13 protein-coding genes and 1 pseudogene are annotated in these 15,798 nt (G+C 60.3%); 8 read left to right on the forward strand and 6 right to left on the reverse strand.

All coding sequences use genetic code 11. The annotated features are described in order from the left end of the window. Positions 1 to 47 precede the first annotated feature (47 nt). The gene (locus PMI11_RS37235; protein WP_157179595.1) at positions 48 to 386 is read right to left on the reverse strand and encodes a hypothetical protein; all 339 of its coding nucleotides are present in this window, start codon (positions 384 to 386) and stop codon (positions 48 to 50) included. A gap of 133 nt (positions 387 to 519) precedes the next feature. Here PMI11_RS37235 and PMI11_RS06445 point away from each other — a divergent pair, with 133 nt between their 5' ends. The 7 genes and pseudogenes from PMI11_RS06445 to PMI11_RS37985 all read left to right on the forward strand — a co-directional run bounded on the left by PMI11_RS06445 (position 520) and on the right by PMI11_RS37985 (position 9,391). After that, positions 520 to 825 (forward strand): hypothetical protein, encoded by a 306-nt coding sequence (locus tag PMI11_RS06445; RefSeq protein WP_037070802.1) that lies wholly within the window; start codon positions 520 to 522, stop codon positions 823 to 825. Between the two features lie 485 nt (positions 826 to 1,310). After that, a complete protein-coding gene (locus PMI11_RS06450) occupies positions 1,311 to 3,266 on the forward strand; it encodes an SARP family transcriptional regulator (RefSeq protein ID WP_037070803.1) in 1,956 nt (651 codons plus the stop codon). Positions 3,267 to 3,308: 42 nt separating this feature from the next. Further along, the gene (locus PMI11_RS06455; protein ID WP_007814686.1) at positions 3,309 to 4,337 is read left to right on the forward strand and encodes a phosphatase PAP2 family protein; all 1,029 of its coding nucleotides are present in this window, start codon (positions 3,309 to 3,311) and stop codon (positions 4,335 to 4,337) included. A 33-nt stretch (positions 4,338 to 4,370) separates the two neighbouring features. After that, a complete protein-coding gene (locus tag PMI11_RS06460) occupies positions 4,371 to 6,065 on the forward strand; it encodes a S8 family serine peptidase (RefSeq protein ID WP_007814687.1) in 1,695 nt (564 codons plus the stop codon). A 241-nt stretch (positions 6,066 to 6,306) separates the two neighbouring features. Continuing rightward, complete coding sequence (locus PMI11_RS06465; RefSeq protein WP_007814688.1) at positions 6,307 to 7,752, forward strand: aKG-HExxH-type peptide beta-hydroxylase; 1,446 nt, start codon at positions 6,307 to 6,309, stop codon at positions 7,750 to 7,752. Continuing rightward, positions 7,752 to 8,573 (forward strand): annotated as a pseudogene (locus PMI11_RS38485) (ThiF family adenylyltransferase); the annotation flags it as partial. The gene PMI11_RS06465 and the pseudogene PMI11_RS38485, both read left to right, overlap by 1 nt. Before the next feature lie 317 nt (positions 8,574 to 8,890). Further along, positions 8,891 to 9,391, forward strand: coding sequence for a DUF982 domain-containing protein (locus tag PMI11_RS37985; protein ID WP_244430538.1), 501 nt, complete (start codon positions 8,891 to 8,893; stop codon positions 9,389 to 9,391). Between the two features lie 29 nt (positions 9,392 to 9,420). Here the strand turns inward: PMI11_RS37985 and PMI11_RS06485 are convergent, their stop codons facing one another. Next, the gene (locus PMI11_RS06485) at positions 9,421 to 10,281 is read right to left on the reverse strand and encodes a helix-turn-helix domain-containing protein (protein WP_157179596.1); all 861 of its coding nucleotides are present in this window, start codon (positions 10,279 to 10,281) and stop codon (positions 9,421 to 9,423) included. A 135-nt stretch (positions 10,282 to 10,416) separates the two neighbouring features. On the opposite strand from PMI11_RS06485, the gene PMI11_RS06490 reads away from it, so the two are divergent. Further along, positions 10,417 to 11,271 carry an N-acyl homoserine lactonase family protein gene (locus PMI11_RS06490; protein WP_007814692.1) on the forward strand — a complete coding sequence of 285 codons (855 nt, stop codon included), beginning with the start codon at positions 10,417 to 10,419 and terminating at the stop codon, positions 11,269 to 11,271. A gap of 230 nt (positions 11,272 to 11,501) precedes the next feature. Here PMI11_RS06490 and atzF read toward each other — a convergent pair whose 3' ends face one another. Genes atzF through PMI11_RS06510 form a run of 4 tightly spaced genes read right to left on the reverse strand, consistent with a single transcriptional unit; the run spans position 11,502 to position 15,798 of the window. After that, entirely contained in the window at positions 11,502 to 13,328 is a 1,827-nt protein-coding gene (gene atzF, locus PMI11_RS06495) for an allophanate hydrolase (RefSeq protein ID WP_007814693.1), read from the reverse strand. Positions 13,329 to 13,332: 4 nt separating this feature from the next. Then, on the reverse strand, positions 13,333 to 13,974 hold the full coding sequence (locus PMI11_RS06500) for a cysteine hydrolase family protein (protein WP_007814694.1): 642 nt from the start codon (positions 13,972 to 13,974) through the stop codon (positions 13,333 to 13,335). Next, a complete protein-coding gene (locus tag PMI11_RS06505; protein ID WP_007814695.1) occupies positions 13,967 to 14,653 on the reverse strand; it encodes a cysteine hydrolase family protein in 687 nt (228 codons plus the stop codon). Before PMI11_RS06505 ends, PMI11_RS06500 begins: the two co-directional genes overlap by 8 nt. Beyond that, positions 14,650 to 15,798 (reverse strand): ABC transporter ATP-binding protein, encoded by a 1,149-nt coding sequence (locus PMI11_RS06510; protein WP_007814700.1) that lies wholly within the window; start codon positions 15,796 to 15,798, stop codon positions 14,650 to 14,652. The genes PMI11_RS06505 and PMI11_RS06510 overlap by 4 nt, the downstream gene beginning before the upstream one ends.

Consider the following 15,798-nt stretch of genomic DNA (forward strand, 5'->3'; position numbering starts at 1 on the left):
CTCCTCCCAGTGCACATTTCAGAACAAATCAGCATCTATTTCCATGATCACAACCTTATCGGCAATTGCGACCGTTGCAGGCGCTTTCGTCTGCCACACAACACTCTATAAAAAAGCGCCCAGCGCCTGTTTTTTGCAAGGCTGGGCGCAGTGACGCGGTCGTTGATCGAGCCTTCATCGGTGCTGTTTTGGTCGCAGTTTTCACCAATGCACTGGCGATGCCACTGCCTGAAGTTTGGATAAAGACTCTCGAGCGCACGCAGCGGCACCGTCGCAAAGCCGCGCTTGCTGCCAGAATTCTGAATCAGGTATGCGAGGCGTCCTAGCCGCCCGAGGCGAGGGGCGGCGGTCAATGTCCAATGGAAGCCGAAATTGACGACCGTCACGCCAATGCCGACGACGGGTCAACCATCGCGATCGGTAGTCGATCGAGAGAGGATGGTTTGCATGCAGTTTGAGTTGACCGACCTCGATGGCTAGACGACAGTTGCAACGTGCAGCAAGGCAGGAGGAAATACGATGGACCAGCCAGACCGGTGGCGCCACATGGAAAACGCCCCGAAAGACGGTAGTCGGATCTTGGTCACGATCCGCCCGTCCGAACAGGGGCCGGCAGAAGTTGACCTTGCGTATTGGTCGAACGGCGATCAGTTCGGTGGAGAGGGCTGGCGCGCCTCTGATTCCTCCCCCGGACACATCATCGAATATGCTGAGCCGGAATTGAAGTGTTGGATGCCGATGCCCGCGGCAAACCTCAGTCGCAGCTCGATGCCCTCGCCCTGGGAAGGCGACGACACCGAGCAGCTCGACGGGTCGGGGATTTAAGAACTCGCGATAAACGACAAGGGTTTCTGCCTCCGAGAAGAGGTCCAGATTGCCGTCGACTGCGACAGGGTTTCCGCCCGCGGCTCGCATCGGTCCGACCTCCGAAGGCGCAACGGCAAACCGATGTTAACACGTGCCATTCCCCGCGAAGATTGATGCGCTCCGCTTCGGTGTGTGGCGTCCCGGGTGATCAACCGTTTGTTTCGATCATGTTGAGATGATCGTAGAGCGCAATCGCTCTTCAAATCGCGCACCGCTTCACAAAGCTTCTTGGCCGCTGCCTGCACCTGCGCATCTCAAATCCGACAGAGCTGAGCATAGTCGTATTTTTCCTAAAATCGATCCCGCTATTCTCTGTGAATAGTTGGCAGTCTTTGGCGGCGCCTGCAGAGTGACGTCACCTAAACAACATTCCTTTGACGCTGCTTTGACGGTGGGGTGCTACGGCCATTTTGTGAAGTTATGCAGAGGGATTTCAGCCGGTTATGCTTCAGTTCAACCATCGCCGAAGTATCGATTTGCCTTTTGGAGTTCCGGTTTCCCTTATCGGTTGCTTGCCAGACGCCGAAGTTGTGGCAGACTGGCCTCCGCATGCTAGGTCTTCGAGCTGCCAAACCAGCACATCGGAGGCAACGGGGGCGGGGCCGGTGGATTGCATGGACAAGGAGCAAAATCCGTTTCGGATGTTCCTGCTCGGGCCTTTCGCCCTTGTGGACGCCGGAGGTCGGTCGGTTACTCCGAAATCAAAAAAGGCCCAGGCTCTTCTGGCGATGCTTGCATTGTCCGCCCGTGGGTCGCGCTCGAGAATCTGGCTTAGGGACAAATTGTGGAGCGACCGCTCCGACGACCAGGCAGCAGCTAGTCTGCGCCAGGCTCTTTTCGACATTCATAAGACTCTGGGGCCAGCACGTAATCTCTTGATTACGGATAAGAATACCGTTTGGCTGGATATGGATCGCCTCGTACTCGATACCGACCTCGTGGTTCGGACGGAGCGGCCCGCGGATCAAATCACCGATGAATTGCTCGAAGGTATCGACATCCGCGATCCGGAATTCGAGGACTGGTTAGCACTGGAACGGCAGAACTGGTATCGCCGGCTCGATGAAGGCCAAGTCCATGATGTATTCGAGCCGCGACAGCAGCCAAGCCGCGATATCGCCAAACATTCCGCCCTGCTGCCGCTGACGGGCGCCCCGGATACGCCGAGGCCAGGCAAACCCGTGGAAATCGCCAGTAGCGACCCAAATCCGCGGCGGGCTTCCGGTGACTGGCGATGGGTGATGGCCCTTCAGTCACCCATAGTGGTGGGCGCTGCAGAGGGCGGACAAATTGCTGCGACACGGTTCCAGAATCTCATTGCAAAAGCCGTCATCGACGGGTTGGCCATTGGTGTCACCGACCTCTCCTTCACCCTGCCGGATATTGAAGAGAACGAACAGCAAATCAGCCTTCCGATATGCCTACAGCTTCGCCTGACGTTTGACGGTGACATGGTGCTGATCGAACTGGTGATGAAGCACCTGATCAACAACCGTATTCATTGGCTGGGCAGTCAGCCAATCAACCGCATGCAGTTCGAGCGAGGCGAGTTCGGCACCGCCGCTGCGCTGATCAGCCAGGCCATCGATCAGCTGGCCTATTTCCAGGAGACCCAGGCAAACGACGGCCGATTGTCGCAAGACGGCCTCCTGATCGACGCCGTCAACGCAATCTTTCGGCTGTCGCGCAGTGACCTAGATAACGCCGAGCGGCGCCTGGAAGAACAGATCCAGTATCAACCGCGGTCATCGGCTTTTGCCTGGCTGTCATTCATCCGGACTTTCCAGGTCGGCCAACGTTTCAACGTGCTCGACGCGCATCTGATCGAGGAGGCCCAGGCCTATGCGCGCAAGGCGCTGGAACTCGATCCGCAGAATTCGGTGTCGCTCGCGCTCGTCGGCCACGTCCATTCGTTCCTGTTCTGCGAATATGACTACGCGGCCAACCTGTTCGAAAAATCGATCCGCCTGAACCCGGCCCTGCCGCTCAGTTGGGATCTCTACGCCATGCTTCATTGCTATGCAGGCCAGCCCGACAAGGCTGTGGCCATGGCGCGTTGGGTGCAAGAGCTCGGCGTCTACAGCCCGCACAAATATTACTTCGATACGACCAAATGCATTGCAGCGGCGCTTGCAAGCGATCATGCCACAGCCATAGCTGCAGGCGAAGAAGCCCTGCGGGCACGGCCGAATTTCAACAGCCTGCTACGCTATCTTGCCTCCAGCCATGCCCATTCCGACGATCTCGGCGGCGCGCGCCATTACCTGCAGCGTCTTGAGGCGGCCGAGGGCGGCTTCTCCATCAATGCTTTTCGCGGCAGCGGCTATCCGCTGCTCAACACAGGCGGCGGCCAGATCTTGATCGACGGCCTGCTCAAGGCGGGCGCTAAGCTGCGCTGAGCCCCGGACAATTTCTTCAGAACTTCGCGCAAGGAGGCTGCAATGGAAGCGGACACCACCCCGGAACTACAATCAAAAATTGTTTCATTTCTAAACAGTTATAAATTCAGGATTGAGCCGGATACGGTTCTTCCATGCGAACCAAGGGGCGATGCGAGCGCCGATCCCCTCGCCGGTGCATCGCCGGCTGCGCCTGATGCATCGCCCGAACCTGCGCTTTTCTTCGGCACGGATGAAGATGCATCGCCCATGGCCGGGCCCATGATGGCGACGATGGCGGTAGCCTCGGTCCTCAACAAGAGCGTCGCGAACAAGTCGGTGCTCAACAAGGCGTCGCTGAACAAAAACAAGAATAAAAATAAGAACAAAAACAAGAACAAGTCGACGATGGACGGCGCCAGTCTCGGCGTGTCGCAGCTTATCCCCTCCTTCGAACTGCGCAGGCTGCACCAACAGCCGTCACGCAACGCCTATACCGCGGCGCGGCGCTTCACCTGGGAAATGCTGGATATACTTCCGCCGCCCGGCCCGGATTATACCCGCCTCGAGACGACGGTGCTGCTTTCCATGCAACGCCGCGACCGCGAACGTGCGCGGCGCCTGCCCGACATCGAGATCGAAGCGACGATCTCCGTGGCGGAATTCACTCGCGCACTGCACATCGAGGATCTCGGCGGCTTCGAGCAGACAGAAGGCCTTTTCCAGGCGATCCTGACGGCCTGCGAATATGTCGGGCTGATCTACAAAAGCCAGTTTAACCGGCTGCGGCCAAACCAGTTCGAGCCCATGCTGCGACCGCTACTGGCCGTGCCTGCCCACGAGTCCTATCCCAGCAACCACTCGTTCCAGTGCTTTTCGATCGCCTTCGCGTTCTCGACGATCCTGCCGGAACATCCGGCCACCGACGAGCTTGCCCGCATCGCCCAGAACGTCGCCGAAAACCGTGAATGGGCCGGCCTGCACTATCCGAGCGACACGCAGGCGGGGCGAGATCTCGCCCGACGCTTCGCTCCCTACCTCCACGACGCGTTCGGTCCTCTGTTCCAGGCCGTACACGACGAATGGGTCTGAATTCGCCAGCTGCTGCTCAACAGGATGATAACCATGACGGATCAAACACAAATGCCTGAGCCCGCGCCGATCGACTACTATTATCTCTGGCACCTGACTGCCCTTGGCGTCGTCGACGCAGAATATGGATCGGCTCCGCCTGCTCACCCCGCGCTCGATGCGAGCGCCGCACGCGCGCTCCCAGATCCCCTCATCACCGGCACGGTCTGGGATGCCATCGCTTCCGCCGGCCCGTTGCGACCGGCACGGGTCGCGCTGATCGATGTCGGCGTATCTCCTGACCATCCCAATCTGGCAACCCGGCTTGACCGGGAAGCGTCAATCGATTTGACGACCCATCGTTACGGCGCGCGCGTGCTCGAGATTCTCGATACGACCACGTCCTTTGACCGTGAGGAAAGACATGCCTTCTTTGCCGGGCTCAACATCGCTCCGCTCGGCAATATCGGCCTTTCGAATGACGACCAGGACTATCTCAGTGACCTGGTTGCCGAATACGCCGCGTCGGAGGGGGTTCTCCGGCGGCTCTACAATCCGGAATCGCTGTTCGCATCGCATGGTACCTGCTGCGCGGGTCTGATTGTCGGCGAACCCGCTGTTGTTGCCGAAGAAGGCACACCAAGCCTCCCGCCGGAAGGAGCCTTCTACGGGAATGGTGACGAACTGCGTACGAGCGGCAATCGCAATGTCATCCCCTATTTTGGCGTTGATCCTTTCTCAAGGCTCATCTCGATCAGAACGTCCTTCGAAGACGATGTCAGGCAGTTCATTGCGGCCTTTCTCTATGCCTATCATCAGAGAGTTGACGTGATCGTCATGCCGCGCGGTCTGCCTGACCCCAAACGCAGCATCGTTGATCCGAAGAACGAGCTGAAGGCGGACCTGGAATTATGGAAAAACCAGGATGCCGCCAATCTGTTCACGCGCATTGCCGTTGCTGATCAGGGTGGCCCCGAACTGGAGCCGAAAGCCGCGCAGAAAGGATCCAATCCGGATCGCCCGTGGCATATTCTCAAACAACTCATCCTCGCCATCAGCCGGCACATCCCGATAGTCTGCGCCGCAGGAAACAGTGGCGAAAGCCAGTTGATCTATCCGGCAAGTCTTGCCGCCGATAACAACGGCATCATTGCTGTTGGGGCCGTTACCGTCGAAGGTTTCCGTTCGGGTTACAGCAATTATGGCGAAGGATTGACGGTTGTCTCCCCCTCTGACGACGGTGAGATCTTCAACAGGCATCAGTTGCGCCTCGACCGGCTTTCTCCATTTGCGGCGCAGCACGACTTCGGCGCTTTTCGAACGCGGGAATACCATTATTCGCACTTCTCGCTGCTGACGACGGACCTGTCAGGGATTTTCGGCTATAATCATGGTTCCGATCCGTGGTCTGCCATCGTGCCGTTCGGAATCAATCCGGGCATCGGGGGCGGATACTACACCACTTTCGGGGGCACCTCCGGCGCGTCGGCGCAGGTGGGTGGGCTATGCGCCCTGATACAGCGGGCCTACAAGAGCCGCCACAATCCCGGTGACCGCCTCTCGGGGCCTCACGTGAAGTCAATTCTAAAGGCCGCATCCCGCCTGGACGCCATTGTCGCGCCGGGAACGAGGAAGTTGACGGCGGATTGCATGAATGCCGAAAGCGAGGACGCGCTCGATATGGCCTATTTCTTTGGGTCAGGCCTGCCGAACGCGCGAGCGGCGGTGCAGGCAGCTCTGGCCATCTGAACCTCGACGGTGCGTTTTCCATAATTCGAAGCCTCCTCTATCGAGGGGGCTTTTTCTTTGTTTATGCCCTTTTTACGGATTTTTAACGCGGTGCTGGCGAGCGAATGACGCCCTTGGGCAATAGTGCCTCTCAACAGACGACGCACACCGTTCCAATGCCGGACGAAGCGGTCCCGACCGGGGCATCTTCACCCGAGATGCAACCTTAATCCGCAAGAAGACAAACTCACGGAGGCTGTTGATGTCCGCGACCCACATTCAACAATTGGCAGATGAGGCGCGCCACCTGCTCAAGGGCAATCCCCTGATGGCAAGTACCGTCTCCCTGCAGCGCGTCGCAACTCGCAACCTTTTGAAGCGACGCTTCCAATATGGCCGCACGCTCGCGGCGGCTTCGAAGCTCGCCGATTGTTCGGCCGGGGTAGAGGCGCTGGCGGGCTATTTCCCCGGCCTTGGAGATGGCGGATACAGCCGCCTGCTGGAGCTTTTGCCAGCGGTCGCCGGACCGGTCAGCCTCGACCCTTACCGCTCAGCCGTGCTTGCAGCCTGGACGGGTGGGCTCGCGCGCAGTCTGGAATGGCAGGCGGGCAGCCCCAATGCGCAGATCGTCTGCCGCTATCTGCAGACGGATCTGATCGCATCGGATCTTGAACTCGAACGCCAGCCGGCATGCCGGCTTTCCTGCGGCATTGGCCTCGTCCGCATCGAGAGCCCGACGTGGAGCCATGTTATGCAAGCCCTCCTCCGCCAATGCATGCCGGACTATCCCGGTCCCGACGACCCCATCACGGACGACGCCGAATTGGATCGCATCGCCGACCATCTGGAGAAGGCGTTCGCCTTGATCGCGGAAACGGACGTGTACGGCTATCAGCGTTTAATCGCCGGCCTGCACACGCTTCACGTTGGCGTGCGACGTGAACCGTCGTGTTCCTTCTCAAGTTCGAACGAATTGCCCGGCAGCGCGATGATCGCGCTTTCAAGAGAAAGATTGCGCGACGGCGATCATGCCGCGACTGCGGCCGAACTGCTTCACGAGGCAGGGCATGTCCTGCTGGGGTTTTATACGACCTCGGCGGCGGCATCCCTGCCTGGCGAATTCCGCTATGTTTCCCCATACGAGAACGACCTACAGACGCTCGAGAGCATCCTGCATACGGCCTACGCCATTCCCTGGGAGTGTGCCTTCCGCATGGCATGCCTATCCGCCGAGGTGGATCCTGAGCACCGCGCCCTGAAGACGGCATTCATAATCGCCTATGCTGCGCGGCAAATCCCGCTCATCGATATCGCTCGGAAAGGAATCGAACGTCTCGGCGGCGATGTCCTCCTCGACCTCCCAGACATCGCCGCCATTCCTTCCTGGAGTGGCCGGATCCTGTTCCTCGTGAGCCAGTTGCTTGCCGAAGAGCCCATTGCACACCGCCAGGCTCACCTTGCCGAGCGCCAACGAGTTCTCGATCGCCAAGCCTGGAACATCGGACAGGTGCTCCTGCGCGGCAAGGAGCCGATCGATCCGCGGATGGGTCAGCGAGAGATCGATGACAGCGGCGACAATGTCTGCCTCTGGTACGATGGCAGATTTCACGTGATCACGAAGGCCGCCGACCATGCGATGAGCAAGGATTACGGTCGCTGCGCCGAGACGACCCGTGTAACTGCGCCCAGCGAGATGGAGGCGATGTGATGGTCAATTCTCGGTCTAAACGATTGTCAGCGGCTGCTAGCGCGTCCGTCGATTTCCCGAACCCCTTCGCCCACAGCCTTGGGCGAGGCGGCAGAGGGGCTCTGTTCACCGGCAATAGTGCTGATGCTGTCGAGGAACAGAGCCCCAATGTTACCAGTGCTGCATTCGGCGCGTCGTCGTGGGCATCCGATATGCCGGCGGAGAACGAATATGTCTCCGCAGCAATCGATCACCACGACACCTTCCTAACGCCTCTTTGCCATCAGCAACGCGACTTCGCGCGGTTTCGCGAAATCGACTTCGTCATCATCGGATGCGGCGGCGTTGGCTCGCAGATTGCCATCCAGCTTGCGACCCTCGGCGCGCGCCATTTCCTTCTCGCGGATGCGGATCGTATCGGCGAGAATAACTTAAGCGACCTCCCTTGGGCGGGAAAAGCTGATCTCGGCTGTCTGAAGACAGACAAGCTGGCGACTTATCTGGCTGCACGGTTTTCTGCCAACGTCTTCGCACTGCCGGAAACTGCGGAAGGGGCTGCTGCGCTTCGGTTGATCGCAGACTATGCCCATAACCCGTTCGTCATTCTCGCCGGCGAGGATTCCCCTTCGGTAGGGCAGTTCGTGGCAGCCGGTCGCGCATCGGCAGCCGGCATGCCGCCCTATTTGCAAGTGAGCAGCTACGGAGGCTATCGCACTACCAGTTCCGCTGTCGTGGTGCATGCCATCTCGCAGATCGCTCAACAATGCCTTTCGAAACACTCTGCCTCGCCAGGACGCCGATGGATAGCCGACCTCAAAACCGATCAGGGCGAGCTCCGTTCTCCTTCCAAAAACCTCGCAAGTAGAGGCCCGTTCGTCGCTCCGAGAGACGCCAAGAAGGAACCTGTCGAAATCGCTGATGCCATCAATCCGGCGGCGCCGCATGCACAGATCTGGTCGCTCGCGCCATGTTCGCTCATCTACGATGCTGGCGAAACTGCCGGAATGAATGGTGAGTTGACGATATCAGAAGCTCTTCGCGATCCGCTGATCGCCATGGTGATGCGAGCCGACGGCGTAACCAACGAAGAATTGAAGCAACTCCTGGAGACAGCAGCCCGCAAGGTCGAAACGAATCTGTCTGACGAAATTCAGGAACAATGAGATTCGATATCATGACAAGTTTCCCAATGATAATTCTTGCTTTTGCGGGAGGTAAAGATCGCAAGGTGATCCGTACCGCTCGCGAGGCTGCGCGACTGCTGCTGAATGAATGGCCCACCGACGATGGTGAGGAATTCTTCACGGCGGTGAGAATCTGTTTGGAGGTCCTTACCGGAGATACCGAACCCGAGAACTTGCACGAGGCGATCGTTCGCGCTGCATATGAAGCGGGTATCGCTGCGATCACGACTGATCACCGCCTGGGTATCCTCAGGATCTATCCAGTCACCGAGGACCGCCGCGCATGCGCTCCTTGCAATCCCGCTCCCGTCGAACCGCTTCCGCTATTGCCATCAGGGCGCCGACCGCGGCAGCGAAAATGGTTGGGGCGATCTAAAAGGCATCGATCGGAAATGCATCGGGATGTTTCGAATGAAGGCGAAACTGCCCACGTATCTCTTCGCGACAACCGGAATGAGAAGACCAAGATATTGTGATTTGCCGAAGCTCATCGACCTGCGCGAAGCTATGCCCGCCCTGTTGGGCTCGTCCCAAAACTCTCGCGAAACCGGCGGGAGAAGTGCGAGCGCGACACGTAGCCCGCAGCCTCGGCGGCGGCGATTGCCGTAGCGCCGGATGTGATTGCATGTTGCGCGGCCTTCAGACGCTCGCGCCGCAAGATTGCGCGGAAGGACGTGCCGTCTGCGGCCAATCGACGTCGTAGCGTGGATGCTCCAATTCCAAGTTTTCCTACGACATCAGAAACGTTCCAAGCCTCGGAAGGAGCCGTTGCGATCAGCCAGGCGATATCGTCCGACAGGCTTTGTCTGAAGAGTGGTCGTGCCTCGGCAAGTGGCCGCAATAGCGCCAGAACCTCTGTCAGCCTCAGCCGTTTGATCGTTTCGCCGACGCTGACATCAGCGATCGTGGATGCTGCGTGGCAAATCGTCTCGACGAGATCGATGCTCAGCGGCACGGCGTCGAGATCGACGGCGCTTCGGGCACGCTCCGCAAGGGAGAGCGGTGGAATGCCCTGCGGCAGGAACGGCACGTCGAGCCGCAACGCTGCGTAGACGCCGGTTTTATCGTCCGGAATGTTGACCACGTCCATCGGCACACCACCGGGCAACACGAAGAGCGAGCCGGCCGAAAAGGACCGGATGCGATCGCCAAGCCACACGTCCTTTTGGCCATAGAGCACGACGCAGACCATCGGACAATCAAGTCGAAGAGCTGCCACCCGTTCGCGGTCGAAGCAGCAATAGGCGAAAAGCTGCTCGCCATAAGGATGCATCCCGACATCGAGCTTTCCCGCCACCATGGGGCGGAGTCGATCGAGCAGGCGGTGGGAAAGCTCGGAACGTCGGTCGCGGATCATCATGTTCATAAGCGCAATGTATGAGAAGGCGCGGCAAGAAAAAATACCGCGGGTGAGCGTTTCGGGCCCAAGTGATCACAAATCTGGCGCATGCCGAATGGCGAAGGGCGGCACAAGAAGGGTCTTCAAGACAAGGAGACCTTCATGAAGACCTTCAAATTTGCGCTTGCCATCGGGGCAGCGGTCGCATCGCTGTCTTTCGCTTCCACGCCGACACGCGCTGCTTCAGACCTTGACCTTGAACTCTGGCGTCTCGACTGCGGCGACGTCATCGTCAAGGATTTATCGATGTTTTCGGACACCTTCGCTTTTGCCGGTAAGAAGGGCGCGCTGACGGACAGCTGCTACGTGATCCGCCACGGTGGCGACTACCTGCTTTGGGATACCGGGCTTCCTGCCGGCATCATCGGCAAGGCACCCGATCAGGATGCGCCCATCGGCGTCTCGCTCAAAACCGACATCCCGACCCAGTTGAAACAGATAGGCATCAAACCGGAGCAAATCGCAACCGTCGGCATCAGCCACAACCATTTCGACCATCTCGGGCAGGCTGCGACCTTTTCGAAAGCCACGCTTATGATCGGCGCCGCCGATTGGCAGACTTTTCACGACAATCCTCCGCCCTTCGCGGTCGTACCGGATCTCGTCAAACCCTGGCTCGATGGGAAGGCGAAACTCGACCTCGTGACGGGTGACCGTGACGTTTTCGGCGACGGTTCCGTGATGATGCTGTCGATGCCCGGTCACACGAAAGGGGAAGCCGCCCTCCTGGTAAAGCTTGCAAAGATGGGGCCGGTCCTGCTGTCCGGCGATGTCGTACATTTCGAGGATAATCTGGCCACCCACGGCGTGCCGGGTTTCAATGAAAACCGTGCCGACACGCTTGCATCGATGGAACGCCTCGAAGCGATTGCAGCGGGGCTGAACGCAACGCTCGTCATCCAACACGATCCCACCCATATTTCGCGCCTGCCGACCTTCCCCGAAAGCGCAAGATAGGCGACACGATCGCCATCGGCATATGATCACAAATGCTACCGGCGTTGACATGCCGGTGGCAGCAACAGGTCGGGCTCGCCAAAATCGTTCCCTTGGCAACCGGAGGCTGGCCATCTCTCCTTCACCTGCCGCTCCTTTCGCCCTTTTCATAGGCTTCATCGAAACTCGATGTGCGATGGATCCGAAGTTCGCATCACCATGGACCCGGCGAACAGGTCACTGGATCGTTTTCAGGCGCTTTGCGCGCAATAGGCACGCCAGCCGCCATAACCAGTGATATCCGGCTGGCCGGCGATGGCCGCATTTTCACAGAGAAAGCCGGTCACCTGCGAACCGTCGTCAAGCGTCAGCTTGCCGACCCCGAGCGGCGCGGGAATGCGGCCGATGAAATCGCCGAAACCGGCAACCGGCAGTGCCCAAATCTCGATGGCGACCGGCGCACCACCTTCGGCGCGGATTAGGCCCGGTTTGGCCGGAACAGCTGCGGTCAGCGCGTAGAGCCTGTAGTCGCTGCTGGTGGCCATGGACCGGCGGAAGAAGCCACCGCGCTCGACAAGTTCGTGGTTGAGCGGCATGCCGGAAAGATGGGCGCCGACCACGGCGATCTCCCGATAGCCTTCCGGCAGCGGCTGTTCGACGACTTCCGGATAAGGGTTGTCGAACTTGGCCAGCTTGAGGCCCGTTGCCTTGTGGAAGGCGGCAGCTATGCCGGCTGCGCGCGCCTCCTCAAAACCCGGTGCCAGGAACGTGACGCCGAGCGCCAGTCCGTCCTTTCGGAAGCCGTTTGGAACGGCAATACCGCAAAGCCCCATGAGGTTAACGAAGTTCGTATAGATGCCGAGCTTGCTGTTCAGCTCGATCGGGTTCGCGGCGATCTCCTCCTTTGTGTAGATCGTCGGCGTCGTGGGCACCATCAGAACGGCGATGTCCTTCCATACGGCGCGCGTGTCGCGCTTGAGTTCGGCAATGCGATGGATTGCCGCGAAGGTGTCGATGGCGTTGAAGTTGCCGGATTTCGAGAGGATCTGCCGCGTTACCGGATGGATCGCATCCCGATACTTCTCCAGCACGCTGTCGAGGCTGAGCGCGCGTTCGGAAATCCAGGGGCCGTCATAGAGAATGCGTTGCGTTTCCTCGAACGGCGTGAAATCCACCTCGACCTTCTCGCCGCCCATGGCGATCAGCCGTTCGACAGCTTCGCCGAACAGGCGCTCGGCTTCGGCGTCACCGAAGAAACGAAGCGCATCGCCGGCCGGCACGCCGAAACGGAAGCGCGGCGGCGGCGCGACGGGAGTGAGCTGCACGTCGTCGGCTTCCGGCTTCGAGAAGGGATAGGACGGGTCATAACCTGCCATCAGCTTCAGCACGCTCATGCCGTCCTCGACTGTCAGCGAGAATACGGAGAGCGTTTCGATGGTCTTTACGCAGCCGCCGCCGGAAACACAGGCATTGCTGACCAGACCGGGCGTCGGCTTGATGCCCACGATATTGTTGAAGCCTGCGGGTACGCGCCCCGAGCCGGCGGCATCGTTGGCGATAGAAAAGCTCGAAAGCCCGGCGGCCACGGAAACGCCGGAGCCCGAGCTCGACCCCCCGGAAATATAACGTTCGTCGAAGACGGAGGAGCAGGCGCCATAGGGTGTGCGCATCCCCACCAGACCGATGCCGAACTGATCCATATTGGTCTTGCCGATGAGAAGCGCGCCGGCCTCGAAAAGGCGGTCGAGCGCCTGGCCGGAGGACTGGGCGACATAGGCGCTTTCCTTGAGCGCATTCGTCGTCGGCAGGCCGACGATATCGTTGCAGTCCTTCACCGAGAAGGGGACTCCCCAGAGCGGTCGTCCATCACGGCCGGCGGCCTCCAGCCCGGCTGCAGCCTTGAGCGCGGTCGCGCGCGGCACGAGATAGGTCCAGACGTGGTCGTCGCCGCGCGCTTCGATGCGGTCATAGATGGCGTTGACGACGCGGGTCGGCGTCAGTTCACCGGTAGCATAAGCCTTGCCGAGCGTGGTGAGATCGAGGCTGCCTGTGGCGTCGGACCAGATGAATTCTGACATGATGCTACTCCTGAAATGTCGTTAGTGCCGCCAGGACGCCGGCGGTGGCGGCAACCGTGCCGAAAAGGCCGTTGCCGAATGTTGTGATGCGCAATTGCGCGCTGTGGCGCAGAGGCGAGGTGCCCTTGCAGGCATCTGCCACCGCCAGGCACTCGAAACCCATGTCGTTGGCCGCACGCTGGGTGGCGTGAACGATGCCCTCGGTCGGGAGACCGGTCACGAGCAGGTTCCGCACGCCGCGTTGGCGCAGCTCATCCTCAAGCCCCGTGCGGAAGAATGCGCTGTCGCCACCATGATCGACGAGGATTGCGTCACCGGGCAGCTCCAGCCTGTCGCTCAGCGCCCATTCGGCAGAATGCCTGGCGGGAACATGGTCGCCGAGGAGACGACGGCGAGCCGCCATCGCGCTTTCGGACGGGTCTGCGCCACGGCGGGCGGCAACGACGGTAAGGCCGGCTTTCTTGGCCCCTTCGAGCAGTTCCATGGCGGCTTCGAGCTCCCGCTCGGCCGACAGCGCGGCGATGTTGCCGTTCTGGAAGCCGAGGAGCAGAAGCGCGGTGTCCCTCGCCGACCAGACCCCGTCGAAGGGCCAGGAATAGGGATTGGCGGCGATGGCGGCGAAGTTTTTCATGTCGCGCTCAGCCATCGAGCATCTCCAGCATGGCCTTGAATGCTGCCCGGTCGGAGACGCCGCCCCAGCGCCCGCCGAATGCCCCAAGGATTTCGATCGTCGCTTCGTGATTGGGTGTTTCGACCGCCGCCGTGCAGTCTTCGAGAAGCACGCACTCGATGCCGTATTCGAAACCGTCGCGCATGGTGGATTGCACGCAACAATCCGAGGTGACACCGGTGACGACAAGGCGAGAGATGCCGCGCTTTTTCAGTTCGTCCGCCAGTTCCGTGCGGTGGAATGACGACTTGCCCGGCTTGTCGATCACCAGTTCTCCCTCGACGGGGCTTAGTTCAGGAATGATCTGCCAGCCCGGTTCGCCACGCACCAGGATACGGCCGGTCTTGCCCTTGTCGCCAATGCCTAGCCCGTGGACGCGGGTGCGCCATTGCTTGTTGGCATGCAGGTCCGAAAGATCGGGTCGGTGCCCCTCTCGGGTGTGAATAACGGTGACCTCCGCCGCCCGGGCAGCCTCGAGAACATCGCGGATCGGCGCGATGACGGAGCGGGTGTTGGAGACATCCTCGCCGAGTTGGTCGACCCAACCGCCGGGGGCGCAGAAATCCACCTGCATGTCGATGATGATGAGCGCGATCTCCGCCTTGGAGACGGGACCGCCGAGCGGCCAGAATCCGCCGGTTGCCGGACTCGTCACAAGGTTACTCCCGTTTGCGCATCAAAAACGAGGATGGCCCCCGGATCGATGGCGAAGGACACGTTCTCGTCGCGGCTGATGCGATGGCTGCCGTCGATCATGGCCTTCAGCTTCGGCGACGACTTCATCACATCGCGCTCGTCCTCGATCATGTCGGCATGGCCCATGGCGATCTCGCCAGAATCCAGATGCAGCAGCAGGTCGGCTCCCAGATCCTCGACGAACAGCACCCTGGCGGAGAGGGTTCCGGGTCCCGTCGAGCCCGTGGTCACTTTGAAGGCTTCGGGGCGGATGCCGGCGACAACCTTCCCGCCAATGCGCCCGGCCAGCCGGTCTGCCGAGGCCGGAAGCGGGAGCAGGAAGGGACCGATCTGCAAGGCCGGTGCGCCATCGCGACCGACGAGGGTCGCCTCCATGAAATTGATCGGCGGCGAGCCTATGAAGCTCGCAACGAACATATTCACCGGATTGTCGTAGAGCCTGCGAGGGGCATCGAGCTGCTGCAGCGTTCCCTTGTTCATCACCGCGACGCGATGACCCATCGTCATCGCCTCCACCTGGTCGTGCGTCACATAGACCGTGGTGACCGCCCGCATGCGCTGCAGCCTCGAAATCTCTGTCCGCATCTGGCCACGCAGTCGAGCGTCGAGGTTCGAAAGCGGTTCGTCCATGAGAAAGGCGTTGGGCGAGCGAACCAGCGCCCGCCCCATGGCGACGCGCTGGCGCTGGCCACCAGAAAGGCGCGCCGGCTTCCGGTCGAGGAATTCCGTCAGTTCGAGCAGCGCAGCCGTTTCGCGAACCTTCGCCGCCACCTCCTCGGGCTTGGCGCCGCGAACCTTCAGTCCGAACGCGATGTTTTCGCCGACGGTCAGATGCGGATAGAGCGCGTAGGACTGGAACACCATGGCGATATTGCGCTCGCGCGGGGCAAGATCGTTGGCGACGGTATCGTTGATCCGGAGCGTGCCGCCAGTGATCTCCTCGAGGCCCGCGATCATGCGCAGCGCCGTGGTCTTGCCACAGCCCGACGGACCGACAAGCACCATGAACTCGCCGTCGTTGATCGAGAGGCTGAAGTCCGTCAACGCAGCGGACTTGCCGCCCGCATAGGTCTTGGACACGTTCTGAAACGAAATCTGGGCCAT

This window comes from Rhizobium sp. CF142, from assembly GCF_000281145.1.
In the GTDB taxonomy this organism is placed as follows: Bacteria; Pseudomonadota; Alphaproteobacteria; order Rhizobiales; family Rhizobiaceae; genus Rhizobium.

Coding starts and splice junctions, on each gene's coding strand:
- PMI11_RS06490 (WP_007814692.1), top strand. CDS start 10,417: ATGAAGACCTTCAAATTTGCGCTTGCCATCGGGGCAGCGGTCGCATCG.
- PMI11_RS06510 (WP_007814700.1), bottom strand. CDS start 15,798: ATGGCCCAGATTTCGTTTCAGAACGTGTCCAAGACCTATGCGGGCGGC.
- atzF (WP_007814693.1), bottom strand. CDS start 13,328: ATGTCAGAATTCATCTGGTCCGACGCCACAGGCAGCCTCGATCTCACC.
- PMI11_RS37985 (WP_244430538.1), top strand. CDS start 8,891: ATGAGATTCGATATCATGACAAGTTTCCCAATGATAATTCTTGCTTTT.
- PMI11_RS06485 (WP_157179596.1), bottom strand. CDS start 10,281: ATGAACATGATGATCCGCGACCGACGTTCCGAGCTTTCCCACCGCCTG.
- PMI11_RS06460 (WP_007814687.1), top strand. CDS start 4,371: ATGACGGATCAAACACAAATGCCTGAGCCCGCGCCGATCGACTACTAT.
- PMI11_RS06500 (WP_007814694.1), bottom strand. CDS start 13,974: ATGGCTGAGCGCGACATGAAAAACTTCGCCGCCATCGCCGCCAATCCC.
- PMI11_RS06445 (WP_037070802.1), top strand. CDS start 520: ATGGACCAGCCAGACCGGTGGCGCCACATGGAAAACGCCCCGAAAGAC.
- PMI11_RS06455 (WP_007814686.1), top strand. CDS start 3,309: ATGGAAGCGGACACCACCCCGGAACTACAATCAAAAATTGTTTCATTT.
- PMI11_RS06465 (WP_007814688.1), top strand. CDS start 6,307: ATGTCCGCGACCCACATTCAACAATTGGCAGATGAGGCGCGCCACCTG.
- PMI11_RS06450 (WP_037070803.1), top strand. CDS start 1,311: ATGCTTCAGTTCAACCATCGCCGAAGTATCGATTTGCCTTTTGGAGTT.